Source organism: Cupriavidus sp. YAF13 (genome assembly GCF_052113425.1).
GTDB lineage: Bacteria > Pseudomonadota > Gammaproteobacteria > Burkholderiales > Burkholderiaceae > Cupriavidus.
In genome coordinates, this window is sequence record NZ_JBFRDD010000002.1 from 148,638 (window position 1) to 170,981 (window position 22,344).

Consider the following 22,344-nt stretch of genomic DNA (forward strand, 5'->3'; position numbering starts at 1 on the left):
CACAGGGGCTTTTTTACGTCAGTCCCGCGAGGCTCAGCGCTTGAGCTTGGCGAAGGCTGCCGCCATGGCGCCTGACGGTTCATCGCGGCGCTGATTGCCGCCGAACCCCTTGCCCTGGCCGGGCCGCTGACCCTGACCTTGGCGCGGCGCGTTGCCGCGGTCGGTCTGGCCCGCGCGGACCGGGCCCTGGCCGGGCTCGTCGTCCAGGCGCATGGTCAGGCCAATGCGGTTGCGCTTGACGTCCACCTCCATCACCTTGACCTTGACGATCTGGCCAGCCTTGACCGCCTCGTGCGCATCCTTGATGAACTTGGTGGACAGGGCGGAGATGTGGACCAGTCCATCCTGATGCACGCCGATATCGACGAACGCGCCAAAGGCGGCAACGTTGGTGACCACGCCTTCGAGCACCATGCCCGGCTGCAGGTGCTTGATGTCTTCCACGCCGTCCTGGAAGGTGGCGGTCTTGAACTCGGGACGCGGGTCGCGGCCGGGTTTTTCCAGTTCGGACAGAATGTCGCGCACGGTCGGCAGGCCGAAGGTTTCATCCGTGAAGGATGCCGGCGACAGGCCGCGCAGCGCTTCGCGGTTGCCCATCACTTCCGGCAGGCCCTTCTTGATCTGGTCGAGGATCCGCTTGACCACCGGGTAGGCTTCCGGGTGGACCGAGGAGCGGTCCAGCGGATTGTCGCCGTCGTTGACGCGCAGGAAGCCAGCGGCCTGCTCGAACGTCTTGTCGCCCAGCCGCGGTACCTTCTTCAGCGCGGCGCGATTGGGGAAAGCCCCGTTGGCATCGCGGTACTCGACGATATTGCGCGCCAGCACCGTGTTCAGGCCGGACACGCGGGCCAGCAGCGGGGCCGAGGCGGTGTTCACGTCCACGCCCACGGCGTTCACGCAATCCTCCACCACGGCATCCAGCGCGCGGGCCAGCTCGCGCTGGTTCACGTCATGCTGGTACTGGCCCACGCCGATCGACTTGGGATCGATCTTGACGAGTTCCGCCAGCGGATCCTGCAGGCGCCGCGCGATCGAGACCGCGCCGCGGATCGACACGTCGAGGTCCGGGAATTCCTTGGCGGCCAGCTCCGATGCCGAGTACACCGAGGCGCCGGCTTCGCTGACCACGATCTTGGTCAGCTTGGCTTCGGGCAATGCCTTCATCAGGTCCAGCACCAGCTTGTCGGTTTCGCGGCTGGCGGTGCCGTTGCCAATGGAAACCAGCATGACATTGTGCTGCTTGGCCATGCGCGCCAGCGTGGCGAGCGAGCCGTTCCAGTCGCGGCGCGGCTCGTGCGGGTAGATGGTGGCGGTGTCGATCAGCTTGCCGGTGGCGTCGACGACGGCGACCTTGCAGCCGGTGCGGATGCCCGGGTCGATGCCCATCACGGACTTCGGGCCCGCCGGCGCGGCCAACAGCAGCTCGTGCAGGTTGCGGCCGAACACCTTGATGGCTTCACCTTCCGCGGTTTCGCGCAGCTGGGTCAGCAGCTCGGTTTCCAGGTGCGGCTGCACCTTGACGCGCCAGCACCAGCGGCAGACGTCGGCCAGCCACTTGTCGGCCGGGCGGTTCTGGTTCTGGATGCCGACATGGCGCGCGATCATGCCTTCGCACGGGTGCGGCACCATCGCGTCCTGTTCCTCGCCCAGGCCGAGCTTGACCATCAGCACGCCCGCATTGCGGCCGCGGAACAGCGCCAGCGCGCGGTGGGACGGAATGGTGCGGATGGTTTCGCTGTATTCGTAGTAATCGCGGAATTTCTCTTCTTCCGCGCCTTCCTTGCCTTCCATCACCGAGGAGGTAACCAGGCCTTGGCTCCACAGGTGCTCGCGCACTTTGCCGAGCAGCTCGGCGGTTTCGCCAAACTGTTCCGACAGGATGTCGCGCGCGCCATCCAGCGCGGCCTTGACGTCCGGCACGCCGCCGTCGGCGGTGGGGTTGCCGTTGACGTACTTGGCGGCCTCGGCCTGCGGGTCCAGCGTGGGGTCGGCCAGCAGCGCCAGCGCCAGCGGTTCCAGCCCGCATTCGCGCGCGATCTGGGCGCGGGTGCGGCGTTTGGGCTTGTAGGGCAGGTAAAGGTCTTCCAGGACCTGCTTGGTCTCTGCGCCTTCGACGGCTGCGCGCAACTCAGGCGTCAGCTTGCCCTGTTCCTCGATCGAGGCGAGGATGGTGGCGCGGCGCTCTTCCATCTCGCGCAGATAGAGCAGGCGTTCTTCCAGATTACGCAGATGCGTGTCGTCCAGGTTGCCGGTCACTTCCTTACGGTAGCGCGCAATGAACGGCACGGTCGCGCCTTCGTCGAGCAGTTCTACGGCCGCCGCCACCTGGCGGGGTTGGACGGACAGTTCGGCCGCGATGAGCGACACGATCTTTTGCATGACGGAAGCTGGCAGAGTGGACATCAGGAAAACAGTCGGTCGAAAGCGGGGCATTTTGCCACAAGCTTGCCGCCATGCGGCGAGGCGCTTGGGCAGGGGGTTGCCCGCGTGACCCGGGGCGCCCGCAGGGGCGGTGGCGCCGCGCCGGGATGCCGGTCCGCCCGTATGTCAACAAGCGTGGCGACAAGCACGGCAACCGGCAGGGCGGATGTTAGAATCCAAGCATGATCGTCAAGCCACATCCGACCGCCCTTGCGGCCGCGTTCCCCGACCACCTCGCCACTCCGGCTGTGCTCCGCGCAGCCCGCTTCCTGCGCGCGCAGGTGCGGCTTACCGTGCTTGCCACGGGCCTGGCGGCGTTGTTCCTGCCAACGCTCGGCCAGGCGCAGGCGGCACCTGGTGCCGCGCAGCCTCCTGCCGCTGCCGGCGCGGCGCAAACGCCGCCCCGGGATTTCGCCGCGGAGCGCAAGGCCATCAGCGACTCGCGCGCCTGGACCACCTATCGCTATGGCACGGCCGAGCACGATTGCTACAACAAGTTCTTCGTCACGCATTGCATCGACAAGGCCAAGGACGCCCAGCGTGCCGAGTTGCAGGTGCTGCGCAAGCGGGAGCTTGAGGTCGGTGACGCGGAGCGCGCATTCAAGGCGGCCGAGCGTGACCGCCAGCAGGCGATCCAGCGCGCCCAGTACGAAGCGGAGCAGCCCAGCCGCGATGCCAACGAGCGCGCCAGCCGCGAAAGCTACGAGCGCAAGCAGCAGGAGCAGAAACTGCGCGATGCGCAGCACGAGGCCGATGCGCCGCAGCGCGCCGCCAATGCCCAGGCCTACGACAAGAAGCAGGCCGATTTCGATGCCCGCGTCAAGGCCGCCCAGGAGCAGGGCGCGCAGCAAGCCAAGCAGCGGCAGGAAAATGTCAAGGCTTACGAGCAAAAGCAGCGTGACGCCGAGCAACGGCAGAAAGACGTCGACGAGCGTCGTGCCAAGGCCAAGGAGCAGCAGGGTCAGGCGTCCGCGCCACGTCCCTTCGGTTTCTGAGCGGCTAAGCGCCGCGCCCACAGCCGGGGGCAATACCGGCGACAATAGCCGGTACCAGACGTCGGCGCGATGCATCTGGCCGCGCCCACGTCATTTGCCGTACCGGCCCGCCGGCGCCCAGCGCCGGCTTTGAGCGGGGGAGCCCATGGACCGCAACCTGAACACCTTATCGCGACAGATCATGGAATTGCAGATCGAGCATCGCGATCTCGACTACCTGATCGACCGCATGGCGGCGGATGCCGCGCACGATGAGCTGCAACTGCGCCGACTGAAAAAGCGCCGTCTCAAGCTCAAGGATGCGATTACCTTGCTACAGCTTCAGCTCGAGCCGGACGTGCCCGCCTGATTTCCTGATTCCCCGATTCCCCTTGCCCCGGGCCGCTCTTGAAGCGGCTCGCCAAAAAGCCTCGCCTTGCCCGATTCCGAAGACCTGCCCGCCGCCAACGTAACGTCAGACCCGTCTGATCACGCCGCTACGCCTGACACGCCCGACTCGCCCGAAGCACCGGCGGCCAGCGCTGCCGGGCCGTCCGGGACGGCGGCTTCGCACGCTGCCCAACTGGCCACTATCTTTGCCGAGACCGGGACACTGGCCACCGGCATCGAAGGCTATCGCCCGCGCGCGGCGCAAGAGCAGATGGCCGCCGCCGTGGCCGGGGCGATCGAGCGCGCGGACACGGTCATCGTCGAGGCCGGCACGGGCACGGGCAAGACCTTCGCCTACCTGGTTCCGGCCATGCTGTGGGGCGGCAAGGTGATTCTCTCCACCGGCACCAAGAACCTGCAGGACCAGCTTTTCCTTCGCGATATCCCCACGGTGCGCAAAGCGCTCAATGTGCCGGTGTCGGTGGCGCTGCTCAAGGGGCGGGCCAACTACCTCTGCCATTACCACCTGGAGCGGGCCGAGATCCAGGGCCGCCTGGCTTCGCGCCAGGATGCCGCCTGGCTGCGCGAGATCGCCCGCTTTGCCAAGGTCACGTCGTCGGGCGACAAGGGCGAGCTGGCCTCGGTGCCGGAAAACGCGCCGGTCTGGCAGCTGGTTACCTCGACCCGCGACAACTGCATGGGCACGGAGTGTCCGAACTACAAAGAGTGCTTTGTGATGCGCGCTCGCAAGGAAGCACAGCAGGCCGACATCGTGGTAGTCAACCACCACCTGTTCTTTGCCGACGTGGTGCTGCGTGACACGGGCATGGCCGAGTTGCTGCCGGCGGCCAATACGGTGATCTTCGACGAAGCGCACCAGTTGCCCGATACGGCGACGCTGTTCTTCGGCGAAAGCTTGTCCACCAGTCAGCTGCTGGAACTGGCGCGGGACACCGTGGCCGAGGGCCTCTCGCACGCGCGGGACGCCGCCGACTGGGTGCGGATCGCGGCCCCCCTGGAGCGCGCCGCGCGGGACCTGCGCCTGGCCTTCACCCGGGACAATTCCCGCCTGGCGGTGAGCCAGATCGAGGCGGATCCCCGCATCGGCAAGCCATTCTTCGAGACGCTGGATGCGCTCGAAACCGCGCTGTCGGAGTTTGTGACCCTGCTGGAAAGCCAGGCCGAACGTGCCGAGTCATTGGAGCAGTGCCATCGCCGCGCGGTGGAGCTCGACCAGCGCCTGGCCGCCTGGCGCAACGATGCCAAGGCGGTGCCAGCACCCGCTGCAGTCGATGGCGATGAAAAAGCCCCGGCCAGCGCGGCCTTCGGGCCGGAAACCGTGCGCTGGGTCGAGGTGTTCTCGCAGACCGTGCAGTTGCACCGCACGCCCCTGTCGATCGCGCCAATCTTCACGCGCCAGCGCGAAGGGCACCCTCGCGCCTGGATCTTCACCTCGGCTACGCTATCCGTGAAGGGCAATTTCACGCACTATGCGGCCCAGCTTGGCCTGGACAAGGACAAGTCGCTGACGCTGCCGAGTCCGTTCGACTACGCCACGCAGGGCCTGCTTTATGTGCCGCGCGACCTGCCGGCGCCGCAGTCGCCGCAGTTCACCGACGCCGTGGTGCAGACCGCGCTGCCGCTGATCGAGGCCGCCGGCGGCCGCGCTTTCCTGCTGTGCACCACGCTGCGGGCAGTGCAGCGCGCCTCCGACCTGCTTTACGAGGCCTTTGCGGAACGTGGCCTGGAGCTGCCCCTGCTGGTGCAGGGCCAGGCCAGCCGTACCGAATTGCTGGATCGCTTCCGCGAGCTTGGCAACGCGGTGCTGGTGGGCAGCCAGAGCTTCTGGGAAGGCGTCGACGTGCGCGGCGAGGCGCTCTCGCTGGTCATCATCGACAAGCTGCCGTTCGCCCCGCCCGACGACCCCGTGCTGGCGGCGCGCATGGAAGTGCTGCAAAAGAAGGGCCTGAGCCCGTTCGCCGTGCATCAGCTGCCGCATGCCGTGATCACGCTCAAGCAGGGCGCCGGACGGCTGATCCGCTCGGAATCCGACCGTGGCGTGCTGGTGATCTGCGATACCAGGCTGGTGGAGAAGCCTTACGGCCGCCAGATCTGGCAGAGCCTGCCGCCCTTCAAGCGCACGCGCGAGGTCGAGACGGTGGTCCACTTCCTGGAGTCGCTGCGCAATGGCGAAAGCGCGCCGGCGGCCGACGGCGCCGGAGGGGAAGCCGCGCCCGATTGACCGCCTGGCGCGGGCGGCGGGCAACAAACAAAAAACCCGATCTTTCGATCGGGTTTTTTGTTGCCAGCGCACTCAAGCGCCGTGCCTGACGTTCAGAACACTTCCCACCAGGACTTGTCCTTGCGGCGTTCCCCGTACTTGATGTAATCGCTGTTGGGGAAGTTCTTTTCCATCACGCGGGCGGTATCGTCGCGCAAGTCCTTCATGCCCAGCGAATCGTACGAGCGGATCATGATGTACAGCGCTTCCTCGTTGGCCGGCGCGCCGTCATAGTCCTTGAGCGCCTGCTGGGCCCGGTTTGCAGCGGCCAGGTAGGCGCCGCGGCGGTAGTAGTAGCGTGCCGCATGGACCTCGTGCTGGGCCAGCGAGTTCACGATGTATTGCATGCGTGCGGCAGCATCCGTCGTGTACTTGCTGTCCGGGAAGCGCGTGACCAGCGTGTTGAAGGCGTCATAAGCAGCGCGCGCGGCCTTGGGGTCACGCTCGCTCAGATCCTGGCCGGAAAAACGGCCAAGCCAGCCCAAATTGTCATTGAAGTTGATCAGGCCCTTCAGGTAATAGGCATAATCCACGTTCGGGTGATTCGGATGCAACTGGATGAAGCGGTCGACCGAGGCAAGCGCGGCGGCGGTTTCGCCGTCCTTGTAGTTGGCGTAGGCGGTATCGATCTGTGCCTGCTGGGCGAAACGGCCGAAGGGATAACGTCCCTCCAGCTTCTCGTACAGCTTCACAGCTCGGGTAAAGTCGCCGGAATCTAGTGCGTCCTTGGCTTCCGAATATAATTTGTTAGCCGACCAGCCGGCAGTTTCGTCTGGTTGATCCGACAGCAGGCCGCACGCCGATAGCATGACGCAGCCGCCTGCGAGCAGAATCGCTCCAATTCTTGCGCGCCAGCTGGCGCGCTTCATGCTCATCAATTGCATGGGCAACGTATCCCGGATGAAAAATAGCGTCAAGCATTATAGCCCAAGCCCCTTGCCGGAAACCGCCGCCAAGGGCATCGAGCAGCAAGCTGCCGATTCAACCGACATCTTGAACGAGGTGGAGGACCTGGAAGACCTGACCGATGTGGCCGCGCTAGGCGGCCTGGAGGCAGGAACGGAGGCATCTCCAATCGAATTGGAAATGCAGCCGGTAGAGATCGAAGTCGATGGCGCATCACACGGCGAGCGCCTCGATAAGTTGTTGGCACGCCACCTCAACGGCTTCTCGCGCAGCCGCCTCCAGCAATGGATCGAGAACGGGGCGGTGCTGGTCGACGGCGAGGTGCGCCGCTCCAAGTCCTCCGTGCAGATGGGCGAGCGTGTCGTGGTCCGTCCGCAGGCGGCGGCAGAGTCGCGCGCCTTCGTGGCCGAAGACGTGCCGCTCAACGTCGTGTACGAGGACGCCACGCTGCTGGTCATCGACAAGCCCGCCGGCCTGGTGGTCCATCCTGCCGCCGGCAATTGGGGCGGCACGGTGCTAAACGGCCTGCTGCACCGCTACCCGGAAGCTGCAAGCCTGCCGCGTGCGGGCATCGTCCACCGGCTCGACAAGGAAACATCAGGGCTGATGGTGGTGGCCCGCACGCTGACCGCCCAGACCGACCTGGTGCGCCAGCTGCAGGCGCGTACCGTCAAGCGCAGCTACCTGGCGCTGGTGTGGGGCGAGACGCCTGAGTCCGGCACCATCGATGCGCCGATCGGCCGCGATCCGCGCGAGCGGATCCGCATGGCGATCGTGCTCACCAACAGCGGCAAGCCCTCGCGCACCCATTTCCGTACCCTTGGCACGGTGCCGCTCGGGCGCGGCCATGTCTCGATGGTGATGTGCCAGCTCGAAACCGGCCGCACCCACCAGATTCGCGTCCACTTCGAGTCGATCGGCCACCCGATGGTAGGCGACCCGGTCTATCACCGCGCCGCCACCCAGCGCGGCCAGCGTCCGGCCATCAAGGCGCCGCTGCCGGTGCCGCTGGCGCGCCAGGCCCTCCACGCCTTCCGGCTTGGGCTGGTGCACCCGGCCACCGGCAAGCTCGCATCTTGGGAAGCGCAGCCACCCGATGACTTGCAGGCGCTGATCGAAGCGCTCGACTTTGACCGTGCCGACGACGAAGACGAGGACGACGGCTGGACGGAAGGCGAGGACGGTGCGTGGGAATACGGCGATGACGACTGAGGCGCCTTGGCTGGTCCCCGACTGGCCGGCGCCGGCGCGGGTGCGCGCGTTGTCCACCACCCGCCAGGGCGGTGTCAGCGAGGGCCCCTACGGCCTGGCTGACGGCAGCCCTGGCGGGCTGAACCTCGGCACCCATGTGGGCGACGATGCCGCCGCGGTCGCGGCCAACCGCTCACGGCTGGCCGCGCGGCTGCCGGCCGTGCCGGGCTGGCTGGAGCAGGTGCATGGCTGCGCGATTGCCACCGAGGACCAGTTTGCCGCCGATGGCGTGGTTCCGCAGGCGGATGCCTGCATTGCCACGACCGCTGGCCGGGTCTGTGCGGTGATGACCGCCGATTGCCTGCCCGTGCTGCTGTGCGACCGTGCCGGCACGGTGGTTGGCGCCGCGCACGCCGGCTGGCGCGGGCTGTGTGGTGGCGTGATCGAGGCAACCCTGGCGCGCATGGGCGAGCAGGCTGGCGCGCAGGCGCAATGGCTGGCCTGGCTCGGGCCGGCCATCGGCCCCGATGCCTTCGAGGTCGGCGCCGAAGTCCGGCAGGCATTCCTGGTCCAGGCGCGGCCTGACGAGACGGCGCAGGTGGATCTTGCCTTCCGCGCAGGCGCAGACGGCAAGTACTTCGCCGATATCTACGCGCTGGCCCGCATCCGCCTGGCCCGCGCCGGCTGCACCGCGGTGTACGGCGGCGACGCCTGCACCGTTGGCGATGCGCAGCGCTTCTACTCCTACCGGCGCGACGGCGTCACGGGGCGCATGGCCAGCCTGGTCTGGCTGGCCGCCTGAAACTCTCCCAGCGTCAGTCCCTGGCAGGCGGCTGTTCCGGCCCCGCGGATTCTGCAGGCTCCGCGGAGCCGGAGGGCGCTTGCGCGCTCTTCGCCTGCCTGGTTTCCTCTGCCTTGCGCCGGCGCAGGCGCCCCGGGGTGCCCATGATGTACACCAGGATCGCCACCGGGAACAGGCCGTAAAAGACGAACGTGGCCAGTCCCGCGACCACGGTATGCTCGGTAATGGCCATCATCAGGACCACATACAGCCAACCGATTGCAACGATGTACATCAGAAAGTCATCCTTCTCGGGCAAGCTAGCCCCGTGGCCGGAGTGGCGCCAAAGGGAGGCTCGCAGGTTCGCGCTGAGCGCATTTTGCCGTTAGCGCCGGTCCGCGCATTTTTCCGCATTGACAGGCATAACATTGCAAGGCAACAATGGCCTCGAATGCACTGCAAGGCTGTGTGCTGGCAGGCATTCGCAGGCTCCGCCGGGACGTTCAGGTCTGCGGCGCGGCGTGTCCGGCAAGCATACCGCATGACGTCACCAGCCGAGGGCGTCAGCGCGGACCGGTTCCGAGGCTGGCGGCGGGGGAGAGCCCCGCGGTGGTGGTACGCCGCCCAGCCAGCTTTCAAATAAGTGACGGCAGAGAGACGAAACATCATGGCAACCGGCAAAGGTGCGGCAGCTTCCACCAAGGAAGACAAGTCCCAACCGTTTTCATTTGCTTCGGGGCCATTTGATCCAGCGACATGGCTGGAATGGTCCCGTCAGGCACAGGCGAACGGTGCGACGACCCAGCAGGGCATGCCTGGCATGCCATTTATCCCCGGTTTCGAGGCATTGAAGGGTTCCGCCATGGCGGGCGTGAAAATCGCGCCCGATCAACTGGCCGACATCCAGCAACGCTACATGAAGGACTTCACCGCGCTCTGGCGAAGCATGGCCGAGGGCGGCGCCAATCCCGCCACGGCCCTGGCCGATCGCCGCTTTTCCGGCGATGCCTGGCGCAGCAGCGCGGCGTTTCACTACGCCGCCGCTTTCTACCTGATCAATGCGCGCGCCATGAATGAGCTGGCGGGCGCGGTCGAAGCCGATGCCAAGACCCGCCAGCGCATCCGTTTTGCGATCTCGCAATGGGTTGACGCCATGTCGCCGGCCAATTTCCTCGCCACCAATCCGGAGGCGCAGAAAAAGCTGATCGACTCCGGCGGCGAATCGCTGCGGGCCGGCGTGCGCAACATGCTCGACGACCTTGGCCGCGGCAAGATCTCGCAGACCGACGAATCCGCCTTCGAAGTGGGCCGCAACGTGGCCGTGACCGAAGGCGCGGTGGTCTACGAGAACGCCTACTTCCAGCTGCTTCAGTACAAGCCCGTCACCGACAACGTGTTTGCGCGCCCGCTGCTGCTTGTGCCGCCTTGCATCAACAAGTACTACATCCTCGACCTGCAGCCGCAGACCTCGCTGGTGCACTACATGGTGGAGCAGGGCCATACCGTCTACATGGTTTCCTGGCGCAATCCGGATGCCTCGATGGCCGAGCTCAGCTGGGATGACTACATCGAGCATGCCGCCATCCGCGCCATCGAAGTCACGCGCGAGATCAGCGGCCAGGACCAGATCAACGTGCTGGGCTTCTGCGTGGGCGGCACCATCGTCTCCACGGCGCTGGCGGTGCTGGCCAAGCGCGGCGAGCGTCCCGCCGCCAGCCTGACGCTGCTGACCACGCTGCTCGATTTCGCCGATACCGGCGTGCTCGATGTGTTCGTCGACGAGGCCCATGTCAAACTGCGCGAAACCACCTTGGGTGGCGCGGCGGGCACGCCCTGCGCGCTGCTGCGTGGCGTGGAACTGGCCAACACGTTCTCGTTCCTGCGTCCCAACGACCTGGTCTGGAACTATGTCGTCGACAACTACCTGAAGGGCAATACGCCGGTCCCGTTCGACCTGCTGTTCTGGAACGGCGACGCCACCAACCTGCCGGGCCCCTGGTATTGCTGGTACCTGCGCCATACCTACCTGCAGAACGAGCTCAAGGTGCCGGGCAAGCTGACCGTGTGCAACGCGCCGGTGGACCTGGGCAGCATCGACGTGCCAACTTACGTCTACGGCTCGCGTGAAGACCACATCGTGCCCTGGATGTCGGCCTACGCCTCTACCGCGTTGCTCAAGAACAAGCTGCGTTTCGTGCTGGGCGCGTCGGGCCATATCGCCGGCGTGATCAACCCGCCGGCCAAGAAGAAGCGCAGCCACTGGACCAACGACAAGCTCCCGGCTTCGGCGCAGGAGTGGTTCGACGGCGCCGCCGAGCATGCCGGCAGCTGGTGGCCGGACTGGGCGGCCTGGCTGGCCAAGCACGCCGGCGCGCGCAAGGCGGCCCCTGCCGACTACGGCAACAAGGACTACCACGCGATCGAGCCGGCACCGGGCCGCTACGTCAAGGCGAAGGCATAGGATTTGTCCGGGCCGGCGCCGTGCGGGGCCGGCCTCTTTCACCCCTTATTTGCATCCAACTCGAGAGGACCTCCCAATGACTGACATTGTCATCGTTTCCGCTGCCCGTACCGCGGTGGGCAAGTTCGGCGGCTCGCTCGCCAAGATTCCCGCGCCTGAGCTGGGCGCCATCGTCATCAAGGCTGCGCTTGAGCGTGCCGGCGTCAAGCCCGAGCAGGTCAGCGAAGTCATCATGGGCCAGGTGCTGACGGCCGGCTCCGGCCAGAACCCGGCGCGCCAGGCAGCGCTGAAGGCTGGCCTGCCCGTGATGGTGCCGGCCATGACCATCAACAAGGTCTGCGGCTCCGGCCTGAAGGCCGTGATGCTGGCAGCCAACGCGATTGCCGCGGGCGATGCCGAGATCGTGGTGGCCGGTGGCCAGGAAAACATGAGCGCCGCGCCACACGTGCTGCCGGGCTCGCGCGATGGCTTCCGCATGGGCGACGCCAAGCTGATCGACAGCATGATCGTGGACGGCCTGTGGGACGTCTACAACCAGTACCACATGGGCGTCACCGCCGAGAACGTGGCCAAGGAATACGGCATCACGCGCGAAGCCCAGGACGCGTTCGCGGCCGGTTCGCAGAACAAGGCGGAAGCCGCGCAGAAGGCCGGCAAGTTCGACGAGGAAATCGTGCCGGTGCCGATTCCCCAGCGCAAGGGCGACCCGGTGATGTTCGCCACCGATGAGTTCGTGCGCCACGGTGTCACGCAAGACGCGCTGGCTGGCCTCAAGCCCGCCTTCGACAAGGCGGGTTCGGTGACTGCCGCCAACGCCTCGGGCCTGAACGACGGCGCCGCCGCGGTGGTGGTCATGTCGGCAGCCAAGGCCAAGGAACTCGGCCTGACCCCGCTGGCCACGATCCGCGCCTACGGCACCGCCGGTGTCGATCCCAAGGTGATGGGCATGGGCCCGGTGCCTGCGTCCAAGCGCTGCCTGTCGCGCGCCGGCTGGAGCGTGGAAGAGCTCGACCTGATGGAAATCAACGAAGCCTTCGCCGCCCAGGCCCTGGCCGTGCACAAGCAGATGGGCTGGGATACGTCCAAGGTCAACGTCAACGGCGGCGCCATCGCGATTGGCCACCCGATCGGTGCGTCGGGCTGCCGCATCCTGGTCACGCTGCTGCACGAAATGAAGCGCCGCGACGCCCACAAGGGCCTGGCCTCGCTGTGCATCGGCGGCGGCATGGGTGTGGCGCTGGCTGTGGAACGCAAGTGACGATTTGCCGGGCTTGCCGCAGCGAACAAGCGCGCAGGCCGGTCTGAGGGGTGTGCCGGCGAGGGGGGCTTCCCGCCGCCGGCGTCAATAAAAACTAGCCATCAAGGAGTAGATATGACTCAGCGCATTGCATACGTAACCGGTGGCATGGGCGGCATTGGAACGGCCATCTGCCAGCGTCTGGCCAAAGATGGCTACAAGGTCGTGGCCGGTTGCGGCCCCAACTCGCCGCGCCGCGAAAAATGGCTCGAGCAGCAGAAGGCCCTGGGCTTCGATTTCGTCGCCTCGGAAGGCAATGTTGCCGACTGGGATTCGACCAAAGCCGCGTTCGACAAGGTCAAGGCCGAAGTGGGCGAGGTCGACATCCTGATCAACAACGCCGGCATCACGCGCGACGTGGTGTTCCGCAAGATGACGCGCGCCGACTGGGATGCCGTGATCGACACCAACCTGACCTCGCTGTTCAACGTGACCAAGCAGGTCATCGACGGCATGGCGGATCGCGGCTTTGGCCGCATCGTCAACATCTCGTCGGTCAATGGCCAGAAGGGCCAGTTTGGCCAGACCAACTACTCCACCGCCAAGGCTGGCCTGCACGGCTTCACCATGGCGCTGGCGCAGGAAGTGGCGACCAAGGGCGTGACCGTCAACACGGTGTCGCCGGGCTATATCGCCACCGATATGGTCAAGTCGATCCGCCAGGACGTGCTGGACAAGATCGTCGGCACGATTCCGGTCAAGCGCCTGGGCGCGCCGGAAGAAATTGCCTCGATCTGCGCGTGGCTGGCGTCCGAAGAGTCGGGTTTCTCGACTGGCGCGGATTTCTCGCTGAACGGCGGCCTGCACATGGGGTGATGACCGGCAAGCCATCCCTCGTTTTCCTGGATGGTTTCTTGTCTCGGGAAGGTCCTCTGCGGAGGGCCTTTTTTATTTCCGGGGCCGCCCGGGAGGCCTCTCACCCCGCAGCAATATTGCATCGCACACCCCGCACCGCACCAATGCGCGGGCGTGGCGCGGCATTGCTGGCCCCAAACACCCGCAATCCTTTGCCCCGTGCGGGTTTTCCTTAACGGGTCCGGCTTTCAATAGTGCCTTGTTGGGCATAGAATCAGGGCAGCGGCTAGCCCGCACCAAAATAGATCATGCGTTGCAGGTCAACACGTTGTATCCCCCGCTGGCGGTCCCTATTTGCGCACCGCACAGCATGCGGTGCAGCAGCATGCAACAGCGACGATAAAAGGATAGAGCACGATGGCTACCACCAAGAAAGGCGCAGAGCGACTGATCAAGAAGTATCCAAACCGCCGGCTCTACGACACGCAGACCAGCACCTACATCACGCTAGCCGATGTCAAGCAGCTCGTGATGGATACCGAAGACTTCAAAGTGATCGACGCCAAGTCCGGCGACGAGCTCACGCGCAGCATCCTCCTGCAGATCATTCTCGAAGAAGAGACAGGCGGCGTGCCGATGTTCTCAAGCTCCATGCTGTCGCAGATCATCCGGTACTACGGCCATGCGATGCAGGGCATGATGGGCACCTACCTGGAAAAGAACATCCAGGCCTTCATCGACATCCAGAGCAAGCTGGCCGAGAACTCCAAGGGCCTGTACTCGGGCGAGCCGTTCAGCCCCGACATGTGGTCCCAGTTCATGAACATGCAGGGCCCGATGATGCAAGGGATGATGAGCAACTACATCGAGCAGAGCAAGAACCTGTTCGTGCAGATGCAGGAGCAGATGCAAAGCCAGGCCAAGAACATGTTTGGCACGTTCCCGTTCAATCAGCCGGACAAGAAGTAGAGCCGGCGCACGCCGCGCCGGCCTATTGCGCGTTCCCATTCCCCCCCCGGGGAACGCATGAAACCCTCGCGGCGCCGGCGACCTCCTTTCCCGCAAAGTGGCTTCAGGCCGGGCTGTCGTGGAGGCGAATTCCCGGCACACGCATGACCTTCCTTCGCTGACCGGGGCGATCGGTTAAAATCACGCAGATTCGGGTAACGCGCGGAATCACCGCGGCTGCTACCCCTGTCAAATGTGGCGATTCATACTGCGGACTCGCCTGCACAGCGCGAATCCCAATGCCCTCCGCAACCCAAGACATTCGCCAGGCGCTTGCCGCCGAGGCCACGCCCGTTCCGACGGTTGGTTTGGCGTTTTCCCGTTTTCCGGCATCGACGCCAGATTTCGCATGAGCCGGCTGTTTCTTGCCCCCATGGAGGGGCTTGCTGATTATGTGCTGCGCGACGTGCTGACCGGCTCGGGAGGATACGACGGATGTGTGTCCGAGTTCGTCAGGGTGACGGGCTCCTTGCTTCCCGAGCGCGTCTACGAGAGGGACACACCGGAAATCCTCCACGGCGGCCATACCCCAGGCGGCACACCGATGGTGATCCAACTGCTCGGGAGCGATCCCGAATGGCTGGCGGTCAATGCGGCCCAGGCTGCTACCGTGTCGCCGCATGGCATCGACCTGAATTTCGGCTGCCCCGCCAAAGTCGTCAACCGGCACGGCGGCGGGGCCATGCTACTGGCGGACCCTGAACTGCTGAACCGGATCGTGTTGTCCGTTCGCGCCGCAGTGCCCGCAAACATCGCCGTGACAGCCAAGATGCGGCTCGGCGTGTCCGATACCGCGCTGGCGATCGACTGCGCCACGGCGCTGGCGGAAGGCGGCGCAGCCTCGCTCGTCGTGCATGCCAGGACGCGCGATCATGGCTACCGGCCTCCCGCACACTGGGAGTGGATCGCGCGGATCGATGCTGCTGTGGACGTGCCGGTTGTTGCCAACGGCGAAGTCTGGACGGTTGCCGACTGGGAGCGATGCCGGGCTGTCAGCGGCTGTGCCGACGTGATGATCGGGCGGGGCGCCGTGTCCGATCCGTTCCTGGCCTTGCGCATACGCGGCCTGATGGACAGGTCGGCCTCCGGCGAGGAATGGCCGGCCGTGCTCCGTCATATCGCCGACTACCTGAAGAAACTGCAGGCCAATGCGGAATGCCTGCATGAGCACGGGCGCGTCAAACTGTGGCTCAGTTATCTGAAGCGGACCTGGCCCGAGGCCGCCGAACTGCATGCGGCCATCCGGCGCCTGCATGATGCGCTTTCGATCCAGGCGGTGATCGAGAGCGCCCTGGCGGGCATGCCAGCGATGTCATCCTCGTCGCGATAGGTTTACGAAGACATGTCGGGGATCAGGCGCCGAGAAACTTGGGCGAGCGGTTAAAATGCGCGATTGGCTTTGAACCGCCGGGCGGCCATGTCCCGCCCTGCTTGCCCCACATTTGGAAGTAACCGTGAAAAACCCTTCAGAATCAACGATCAAGAAAGACCATATTCCAAATGTGGGATTCGTAAGCCTTGGATGTCCAAAGGCACTTGTGGATTCCGAGCAGATCATTACCCAGCTGCGCGCCGAGGGCTATGCCATCAGCGGCACCTATGACGGCGCCGACCTGGTGGTCGTCAATACCTGCGGTTTTATCGACGAAGCCGTGCAGGAAAGCCTGGATGCGATCGGCGAGGCACTGGCCGAGAACGGCAAGGTGATCGTCACCGGCTGCCTGGGTGCCAAGAAGAACGCCGCGGGTGAGGACATCATCACGTCCGTGCACCCGAAGGTGCTGGCCGTGACCGGCCCGCACGCGCTGGGCGAGGTGATGCAGGCCGTGCACACGCACCTGCCCAAGCCGCATGACCCGTTCATGGACCTGGTGCCGGCCGCCGGCATCAAGCTCACGCCCAAGCACTACGCCTACCTGAAGATTTCCGAGGGCTGCAACCATCGCTGCTCCTTCTGCATCATCCCGTCGATGCGCGGCGACCTGGTCTCGCGCCCGGTGGCGGAAGTCATGCTGGAGGCCGAGAACCTGTTCAAGTCGGGCGTCAAGGAACTGCTGGTGATCTCGCAAGACACCAGCGCCTACGGCGTGGACGTGAAGTACCGCACCGGCTTCTGGGACGGCCGTCCGCTCAAGACGCGCATGACCGAGCTGGTCGGCGCACTGGGTGAGCTGGCTGCCAAGTACGGCGCCTGGGTGCGCCTGCACTACGTGTACCCGTACCCGCACGTCGACGAGATCATTCCGCTGATGTCGCAAGGGCACGTGCTGCCTTACCTGGACGTGCCGCTGCAGCACGCCCACCCGGACGTGCTCAAGCGCATGAAGCGCCCGGCCAACGCCGAAAAGACCATGGACCGCATCCGGGCCTGGCGCAAGATCTGCCCCGAGCTGACCATCCGCAGCACCTTTATCGCGGGCTTCCCCGGCGAGACCGAGGAAGAGTTCCAGACGCTGCTGGACTTCATCGCCGAAGCTGAGCTGGACCGCGTGGGCTGCTTCGCCTATTCGCCGGTGGACGGCGCCACGGCCAACGACCTGCCGGGCGCCTTGCCCGACGAAGTCCGCGAAGAGCGCCGCGCGCGCTTCATGGAAGTGGCCGAGGAAGTGTCCGCCCGGCGCCTGCAGCGCAAGGTCGGCCAGACCCTGCGCGTGCTGGTCGACGAGATCAACCAGGACGGCGGCATCGGCCGCTCGTCGGCCGACGCGCCGGAGATCGACGGCCTGGTCTATATCGACCCGCCGGCGCAGGGCGCGCCGCGCTACAAGGTCGGCGAATTCGTCTCGGTGAAGATCACCGGCGCGGATGGCCACGACTTGTGGGGCGAAGTCTGAGGCTGCCAGCAGCCGTCGGTCCGGATAGGTAAAAGTACGATCGTTCGTTTTGGCGTGCGCGCCGCTATACTGTGCGCTGCAACATCAGCCCAGGAGACACAAAATGACACGTGAAGTGGTGGTGGTGAGCGGCGTTCGGACCGCGATCGGTACCTTTGGCGGCAGCCTGAAGGATCTTTCCCCGACCCAGATGGGCGCCATGGTCGTGCGCGAAGCGCTGGCCCGCGCGCAGGTCAGCGGCGACGACGTCGGCCATGTGGTGTTCGGCAACGTCATCCAGACCGAGCCCCGGGATATGTACCTTGGCCGGGTGGCGGCAGTGGAGGGCGGCGTCACCATCGACGCGCCGGCCCTGACCGTCAACCGCCTGTGCGGCTCGGGCCTGCAGGCCATCGTCAGCGCGGCGCAGACCATCCTGCTGGGCGATGCCGATGTGGCCATCGGCGGCGGCGCGGAGAGCATGAGCCGTGCACCGTATCTGGCGCAGTCGGCCCGCTGGGGCGCACGCATGGGCGACGCCAAGATGCTCGACATGATGCTGGGTGCGCTGCACGACCCGTTCCACGGCATCCACATGGGCGTCACCGCCGAGAATGTGGCCAAGGAATACGACATTTCCCGCGGCCAGCAGGACGAAGCCGCGCTGGAGTCGCACCGCCGCGCATCGGTGGCGATCCGCGCGGGCCACTTCAAGGACCAGATCCTGCCGGTCACGCTGAAGGGCCGCAAGGGCGACGTGACCTTCGACACCGACGAGCACGTGCGCCACGACGCGGTCCTGGAAGACATGACCAAGCTCAAGCCGGTCTTCGTCAAGGAGAACGGCACGGTAACCGCGGGCAACGCCTCGGGCTTGAACGATGCCGCCGCCGCGGTGGTGCTGATGGAGCGTGCCGAGGCCGAGAAGCGCGGCCTCAAGCCGATGGCGCGCCTGGTCTCCTATGCGCATGCCGGCGTCGATCCCAAGACCATGGGCATCGGTCCCGTGCCGGCCACCAAGAAGGCACTGGAACGTGCTGGCCTGACCGTGGCTGACCTCGACGTGATCGAAGCCAATGAAGCCTTTGCCGCGCAAGCCTGCGCAGTCACCAAGGCGCTCGGCCTCGATCCGGCCAAGGTCAACCCGAACGGCTCGGGCATCTCCCTGGGCCACCCGATCGGCGCCACCGGCGCGCTGATCACCGTCAAGGCCTTGTATGAGCTGCAACGCGTGCAAGGCCGCTATGCACTGGTGACCATGTGCATTGGCGGTGGCCAGGGCATCGCGGCGATTTTCGAACGACTCTGAACCTGAGGCTGCCTTGCGGCGCGTAGCGACTCTGTCCTTGCCTTTGTCCATGTCCTTGCCACTTCCCGTTTCCCTGTCCCTGGCAGCCGGGCTGGCCGCGGCAACGCTGGCCGGCGCCGCGCTGGCCGCCGGCGGTACCGAGCTGTCCACCGGCACGCCCGGCACCGCCAATGTCGCCAGCGATGCCAGCCAGGTGCAGGGTTTCGGGATCAACCAGGCCATCCGCGAGGGCGAGTCGCGGCGCGGTACGCAGCTTTCGACCGGGCCCGCGCCCAAGGCGCTCGCGCCGCGGCCGGAGTACGCATCGCTGCCGGTCTACGTGGGCACGCTCGGCGACCAGCCGGTGCGCCTGCGCCTGGGCCCCAAGCCCGACGAGCGCGACAGCGTGCGCGGTGAGTACAGCGTTGGCCGTGCCGGCGGTGTGCGGTTGCTGGCCGGCGAATTCGAGAACGGCGCTTTCCTGATGGAGGAGTCCAATGACGGCACGCATGTCACGGGCAACTGGGAAGGCACCATCGACGGTGCCGGCATCGTGCACGGCAACTGGACCGATCCGGTCAACCCGGCCATCGTGCTCCCCTTCATGATCCGGCCACTGGGCGTGCTGGTGATCCCGCCCTTCGACATGACCCCCAACAGCGGCATTACCTACGCCCCGCCCGCGCCGAAGTCCTCGATTTCCGGCCGGTAGCGTCAAGCCGGGGTGGACAGGGGCGGGCCCGCCAGGTGGGCCAACGCGCACCCGAATGCTGGTAAGCTCGACCGTTCATCGAGTTATCGCCAGACAAGGAATCGCCGTGTCCGACCGCCAGCCACCCGAGCAGCCCGCTTCCCAACCCGCCTACCTGGCGACCATGGCCGTCCAGCCAGAGCTGGATATCGCGCCGGGGTTCGCCTCGTTTTCCCAAGCTACCCATCGTGGTTCCACCGTGGTGTTCCGCAACCTGGCGGAGCTGCGCGCGCATGGCGACGGTGCCACCACCTACTGGCGCTATGGCCTGCACGCCACGCCCACCAGCGAGGCGCTGTGCCAGCACCTCGCGCTGATCGAAGGCGCGCGCCATACGCTGTTGCTGCCGTCGGGGCTGGCCGCGATCTCGCAGGTCTACTTCGCCTTGGTCAAGTCGGGCGACGACGTGCTCGTCCCGGATAACGTCTACGGCCCCAACCGCGAGCACGGCGAATGGCTGGCACGGGACTTCGGTGTCTCCGTCCGCTATTACGACCCCATGATCGGCGCGGGCATTGCCGGGCTGATCCGCCCCAACACCCGTCTGATCTGGATGGAGTCGCCGGGCTCGGTGACGATGGAAATCCCCGACACCGAGGCCATCGTGGCCGCGGCAAAGGCGCGCGGGGTGCTCACCGCCATCGATAACACCTGGTCCGCCGGCGTATATTTCCGGCCGTTCGACAAGGGCATCGACATCTCGGTGCAGGCGCTTACCAAATACCAGTCGGGCGGCAGCGACGTGCTGATGGGCGCGGTGCTGACCGCAGACGATAAACTCCACGACCGCATCAAGCGCACCCGCATGCTGATGGGCTGGGGCGTGTCGGCCGACGACTGCTATCTGGTGCTGCGCTCGCTGCCGAGCATGCCGGTCAGGCTGGCGGCGCACGACCGCGCCGCGCGCGAAGTGGCCGAGTGGCTGAACCAGCGCCCGGAAGTGGTCAAGGTCATGCACCCGGCGCTGCCGGACTGTCCCGGCCACGACTTCTGGCTGCGCGATTTCAGCGGCGCCACGGGCCTGTTCTCGATCGTGCTGCATGCGCGCTACACGCGCGCCCAGGTCGATGCCTTTGTCGAGGCCTTGCGCCTGTTCGCGATTGGCTGGTCCTGGGGCGGCGCGCATAGCCTGGCAGTGCCGTACCACGTCCAGACCATGCGGCCCCAAGGCAGCTGGCCGCCCGTTGGCTGGGAGAACGCCGGCGAGCTGGTACGCCTCTATATCGGGCTGGAGGATACCCGCGACCTGATCGCCGACCTGCGCGGCGCGATGGAAGCCCGCCTGGTGGCATGAAATGAAAAGGGCCGCCCCCGACTGTGTCCGGGGCGGCCCTTTTTTGCCTTTTTGTCATCCTAGCCAGCCGTCGATCCCACTGCGGCAGTGTCCGCCACATCAGGGCGAGGCTTCCTTTGCATGGCCCACACCGAGTTGGGCAGGCCGTTGCGCGCACGGCGCTGCGTCACCCAGGCCAGCGCGGCAAAGCCGCAGGCCAGCGCCAGCGCACCGATATCGAAGCCCGCCACGGCCCAGTGCCCGGCCAGCGCGGCGCGCCACAGGAAGTCCCCTGTCACCAGCGCATTGACCAGCGGCACCAGCAATGCGGCAACGGCCGCGGCCCACAGCAGCTCGATCGCGGCGCGTGCCGGCGCACGTAACAGAGCCCACCCAAGGGCCGCGAAAAAGACCGGGAAGTAGGTGTGGCTGGAAGCCCACGCGGGCCAGAGCAGGGCGCTGCAGAAGGCCGCCGCCACGCCGATGCAGCAACCGATGCACACGCCGACCGTCGCCTGCGCCAGCAGACGGTGCACGCGCGGCTGCGCCTGCTGCCGGGGTTTGCGGCGCGATTCGATCCACAGCAGGTTGCCGGAATAGAACAGGAAGGCCCCTGCCAGTCCCGCCAGCAGGTAGACCAGGCGCAGGGCCAGGTCGCCGTAGGTGCCAAAGTGCAGCGCGTAGATCATGCTGAAGATGGCATGGTTGCTGTCGCGCCCGGCGGCGGTCTGGTCCGCCAGCACGCTGCCGCTGTCCGGCTGGCCGGCGGCAGCGCGTACCGACACCGACCCGTAGTTGCCAAGGACGCGTGCGCTGTCGCCGCGAATCTCGACCAACGCGTTGGCGTCGCCGTAGTGCTGATAGCGCACCGACAGCGGCGTGAACCGCTCACCCGCGCTGGCGCGTGCCGCCGCCAGCAACGTAGCGGCCGGCAGGGGCTGCGCTGCGCGGCCCGATGCCTTCAGTTCCGGCGAGGCGGTGGTCAGGCGCGGCAACGCCTCGGACAGTTTGCCATCGAAGGCCATGACGTTGAACACCATCACCAGCACCAAGCCCAGGCATAGCACCGCGCCGGTGATGGCGAACACCAGGTGGAAGGGCAGGCTGAACAGTCCGACGACGTTGTGCGCATCCATCCAGAAGCGCTTGAGATTGCGCCCCGGCCGGATGGCAAACAGGTCGGGCTTGAGCCGCGGCAGGTGCAGCAGCACGCCCGACACCAGCGCCAGCCCATACAGCACCGCGATAACGCCCATGAAGTAGCCGCCGGCCACTGGCACGCCGAGCGTGTAGTGCAGGCTGTTGATGAATGCTGCCAATTCTTCGGGCGCCGCGTCGAGCGCGATGTCCTTGGGCGTGGTCTTGCCCCCGTCAATCATGGCGGAGGTAGTGATGTGCCACTCGCCGGCCTGGCCCTGCCAGTAGGCCGTGAAACCAGGCTCGTGCTCCGTCGGCAACGTCACGTAGGCGCTGGCTGCGCTCGTGGGATGCGCCGCCACCAGGGCCTGCATGAAGCGGTCGAGCGCGGCAGGGTTGGCCGGCTGGGTGGCCGGGCTATGCGCGGCGGTGCGCTGCGGCGATTGCCAGGCGTGCAGTTCTTCGTGGAAGACGGTGATCGCGCCAGCGAAGAAAGCGATGAAGAGGGCCCAGCCGGCCATCAGGCCGACCCAGGTGTGCAGGGTTTGGTACAAGCGCAGGGTTGCGGCTTTCATGC

At 66.2% G+C, this 22,344-nt stretch carries 18 protein-coding genes; 14 read left to right on the plus strand and 4 right to left on the minus strand.

Going from position 1 to position 22,344, the window contains the following annotated elements:
- Positions 1 to 33: 33 nt before the first annotated feature.
- A complete protein-coding gene (locus AB4061_RS02705; protein WP_441630666.1) occupies positions 34 to 2,403 on the minus strand; it encodes a Tex family protein in 2,370 nt (789 codons plus the stop codon).
- A 200-nt stretch (positions 2,404 to 2,603) separates the two neighbouring features.
- On the opposite strand from AB4061_RS02705, the gene AB4061_RS02710 reads away from it, so the two are divergent.
- From AB4061_RS02710 to AB4061_RS02720, 3 genes are all read left to right on the plus strand, one after another.
- Complete coding sequence (locus AB4061_RS02710) at positions 2,604 to 3,416, plus strand: hypothetical protein (protein ID WP_441630668.1); 813 nt, start codon at positions 2,604 to 2,606, stop codon at positions 3,414 to 3,416.
- A gap of 145 nt (positions 3,417 to 3,561) precedes the next feature.
- Positions 3,562 to 3,765, plus strand: coding sequence for a DUF465 domain-containing protein (locus tag AB4061_RS02715; RefSeq protein ID WP_150987726.1), 204 nt, complete (start codon positions 3,562 to 3,564; stop codon positions 3,763 to 3,765).
- Between the two features lie 84 nt (positions 3,766 to 3,849).
- Positions 3,850 to 6,027 carry an ATP-dependent DNA helicase gene (locus AB4061_RS02720; protein WP_441630904.1) on the plus strand — a complete coding sequence of 726 codons (2,178 nt, stop codon included), beginning with the start codon at positions 3,850 to 3,852 and terminating at the stop codon, positions 6,025 to 6,027.
- A 92-nt stretch (positions 6,028 to 6,119) separates the two neighbouring features.
- Here AB4061_RS02720 and AB4061_RS02725 read toward each other — a convergent pair whose 3' ends face one another.
- Positions 6,120 to 6,950: an outer membrane protein assembly factor BamD gene (locus tag AB4061_RS02725; protein WP_183031633.1), complete on the minus strand. Its 831-nt coding sequence runs from the start codon at positions 6,948 to 6,950 to the stop codon at positions 6,120 to 6,122.
- Here AB4061_RS02725 and AB4061_RS02730 point away from each other — a divergent pair.
- Positions 6,934 to 8,184, plus strand: a complete 1,251-nt coding sequence (locus AB4061_RS02730; RefSeq protein WP_441630670.1) for an RluA family pseudouridine synthase — start codon at positions 6,934 to 6,936, stop codon at positions 8,182 to 8,184. The genes AB4061_RS02725 and AB4061_RS02730 overlap by 17 nt on opposite strands.
- On the plus strand, positions 8,174 to 8,965 hold the full coding sequence (pgeF, locus tag AB4061_RS02735; protein WP_441630672.1) for a peptidoglycan editing factor PgeF: 792 nt from the start codon (positions 8,174 to 8,176) through the stop codon (positions 8,963 to 8,965). The genes AB4061_RS02730 and pgeF overlap by 11 nt, the downstream gene beginning before the upstream one ends.
- Before the next feature lie 13 nt (positions 8,966 to 8,978).
- Here the strand turns inward: pgeF and AB4061_RS02740 are convergent, their stop codons facing one another.
- Complete coding sequence (locus AB4061_RS02740; protein WP_441630674.1) at positions 8,979 to 9,239, minus strand: hypothetical protein; 261 nt, start codon at positions 9,237 to 9,239, stop codon at positions 8,979 to 8,981.
- 372 nt (positions 9,240 to 9,611) lie between these two features.
- Between AB4061_RS02740 and phaC the strand changes: the two genes are divergently transcribed.
- The 9 genes from phaC (at position 9,612) to AB4061_RS02785 (ending at position 20,651) form a co-directional block, all read left to right on the plus strand.
- Positions 9,612 to 11,405: a class I poly(R)-hydroxyalkanoic acid synthase gene (phaC, locus tag AB4061_RS02745; protein ID WP_441630676.1), complete on the plus strand. Its 1,794-nt coding sequence runs from the start codon at positions 9,612 to 9,614 to the stop codon at positions 11,403 to 11,405.
- 76 nt (positions 11,406 to 11,481) lie between these two features.
- The gene (locus tag AB4061_RS02750) at positions 11,482 to 12,663 is read left to right on the plus strand and encodes an acetyl-CoA C-acetyltransferase (RefSeq protein ID WP_043345333.1); all 1,182 of its coding nucleotides are present in this window, start codon (positions 11,482 to 11,484) and stop codon (positions 12,661 to 12,663) included.
- 114 nt (positions 12,664 to 12,777) lie between these two features.
- Positions 12,778 to 13,518, plus strand: coding sequence for a 3-ketoacyl-ACP reductase (locus tag AB4061_RS02755; protein ID WP_043345337.1), 741 nt, complete (start codon positions 12,778 to 12,780; stop codon positions 13,516 to 13,518).
- 396 nt (positions 13,519 to 13,914) lie between these two features.
- Entirely contained in the window at positions 13,915 to 14,466 is a 552-nt protein-coding gene (gene phaR / locus AB4061_RS02760; protein ID WP_006155938.1) for a polyhydroxyalkanoate synthesis repressor PhaR, read from the plus strand.
- A 388-nt stretch (positions 14,467 to 14,854) separates the two neighbouring features.
- Positions 14,855 to 15,835 (plus strand): tRNA dihydrouridine synthase, encoded by a 981-nt coding sequence (locus AB4061_RS02765; protein ID WP_441630678.1) that lies wholly within the window; start codon positions 14,855 to 14,857, stop codon positions 15,833 to 15,835.
- A 124-nt stretch (positions 15,836 to 15,959) separates the two neighbouring features.
- Positions 15,960 to 17,339 (plus strand): 30S ribosomal protein S12 methylthiotransferase RimO, encoded by a 1,380-nt coding sequence (gene rimO / locus AB4061_RS02770; RefSeq protein WP_052494509.1) that lies wholly within the window; start codon positions 15,960 to 15,962, stop codon positions 17,337 to 17,339.
- A 103-nt stretch (positions 17,340 to 17,442) separates the two neighbouring features.
- Positions 17,443 to 18,627 carry a beta-ketothiolase BktB gene (gene bktB / locus AB4061_RS02775; protein ID WP_441630681.1) on the plus strand — a complete coding sequence of 395 codons (1,185 nt, stop codon included), beginning with the start codon at positions 17,443 to 17,445 and terminating at the stop codon, positions 18,625 to 18,627.
- A 49-nt stretch (positions 18,628 to 18,676) separates the two neighbouring features.
- On the plus strand, positions 18,677 to 19,318 hold the full coding sequence (locus AB4061_RS02780) for a hypothetical protein (RefSeq protein WP_441630683.1): 642 nt from the start codon (positions 18,677 to 18,679) through the stop codon (positions 19,316 to 19,318).
- Between the two features lie 106 nt (positions 19,319 to 19,424).
- On the plus strand, positions 19,425 to 20,651 hold the full coding sequence (locus AB4061_RS02785; RefSeq protein ID WP_441630685.1) for a cystathionine beta-lyase: 1,227 nt from the start codon (positions 19,425 to 19,427) through the stop codon (positions 20,649 to 20,651).
- 59 nt (positions 20,652 to 20,710) lie between these two features.
- On the opposite strand, the gene AB4061_RS02790 is transcribed toward AB4061_RS02785, so the two are convergent.
- Entirely contained in the window at positions 20,711 to 22,342 is a 1,632-nt protein-coding gene (locus AB4061_RS02790; RefSeq protein WP_441630686.1) for a PepSY-associated TM helix domain-containing protein, read from the minus strand.
- Between the last annotated feature and the right edge of the window lie 2 nt (positions 22,343 to 22,344).

What these genes read in the sequence shown, in the direction of transcription:
- AB4061_RS02755 (WP_043345337.1), top strand. Translation starts at nt 12,778, where the DNA reads ATGACTCAGCGCATTGCATACGTAACCGGTGGCATGGGCGGCATTGGA.
- AB4061_RS02780 (WP_441630683.1), top strand. Translation starts at nt 18,677, where the DNA reads ATGTCCTTGCCACTTCCCGTTTCCCTGTCCCTGGCAGCCGGGCTGGCC.
- AB4061_RS02715 (WP_150987726.1), top strand. Translation starts at nt 3,562, where the DNA reads ATGGACCGCAACCTGAACACCTTATCGCGACAGATCATGGAATTGCAG.
- pgeF (WP_441630672.1), top strand. Translation starts at nt 8,174, where the DNA reads ATGACGACTGAGGCGCCTTGGCTGGTCCCCGACTGGCCGGCGCCGGCG.
- AB4061_RS02705 (WP_441630666.1), bottom strand. Translation starts at nt 2,403, where the DNA reads ATGTCCACTCTGCCAGCTTCCGTCATGCAAAAGATCGTGTCGCTCATC.
- AB4061_RS02730 (WP_441630670.1), top strand. Translation starts at nt 6,934, where the DNA reads ATGCTCATCAATTGCATGGGCAACGTATCCCGGATGAAAAATAGCGTC.
- phaR (WP_006155938.1), top strand. Translation starts at nt 13,915, where the DNA reads ATGGCTACCACCAAGAAAGGCGCAGAGCGACTGATCAAGAAGTATCCA.
- AB4061_RS02790 (WP_441630686.1), bottom strand. Translation starts at nt 22,342, where the DNA reads ATGAAAGCCGCAACCCTGCGCTTGTACCAAACCCTGCACACCTGGGTC.
- bktB (WP_441630681.1), top strand. Translation starts at nt 17,443, where the DNA reads ATGACACGTGAAGTGGTGGTGGTGAGCGGCGTTCGGACCGCGATCGGT.
- AB4061_RS02750 (WP_043345333.1), top strand. Translation starts at nt 11,482, where the DNA reads ATGACTGACATTGTCATCGTTTCCGCTGCCCGTACCGCGGTGGGCAAG.
- AB4061_RS02765 (WP_441630678.1), top strand. Translation starts at nt 14,855, where the DNA reads ATGAGCCGGCTGTTTCTTGCCCCCATGGAGGGGCTTGCTGATTATGTG.
- AB4061_RS02710 (WP_441630668.1), top strand. Translation starts at nt 2,604, where the DNA reads ATGATCGTCAAGCCACATCCGACCGCCCTTGCGGCCGCGTTCCCCGAC.
- phaC (WP_441630676.1), top strand. Translation starts at nt 9,612, where the DNA reads ATGGCAACCGGCAAAGGTGCGGCAGCTTCCACCAAGGAAGACAAGTCC.
- AB4061_RS02725 (WP_183031633.1), bottom strand. Translation starts at nt 6,950, where the DNA reads ATGCAATTGATGAGCATGAAGCGCGCCAGCTGGCGCGCAAGAATTGGA.
- AB4061_RS02740 (WP_441630674.1), bottom strand. Translation starts at nt 9,239, where the DNA reads ATGTACATCGTTGCAATCGGTTGGCTGTATGTGGTCCTGATGATGGCC.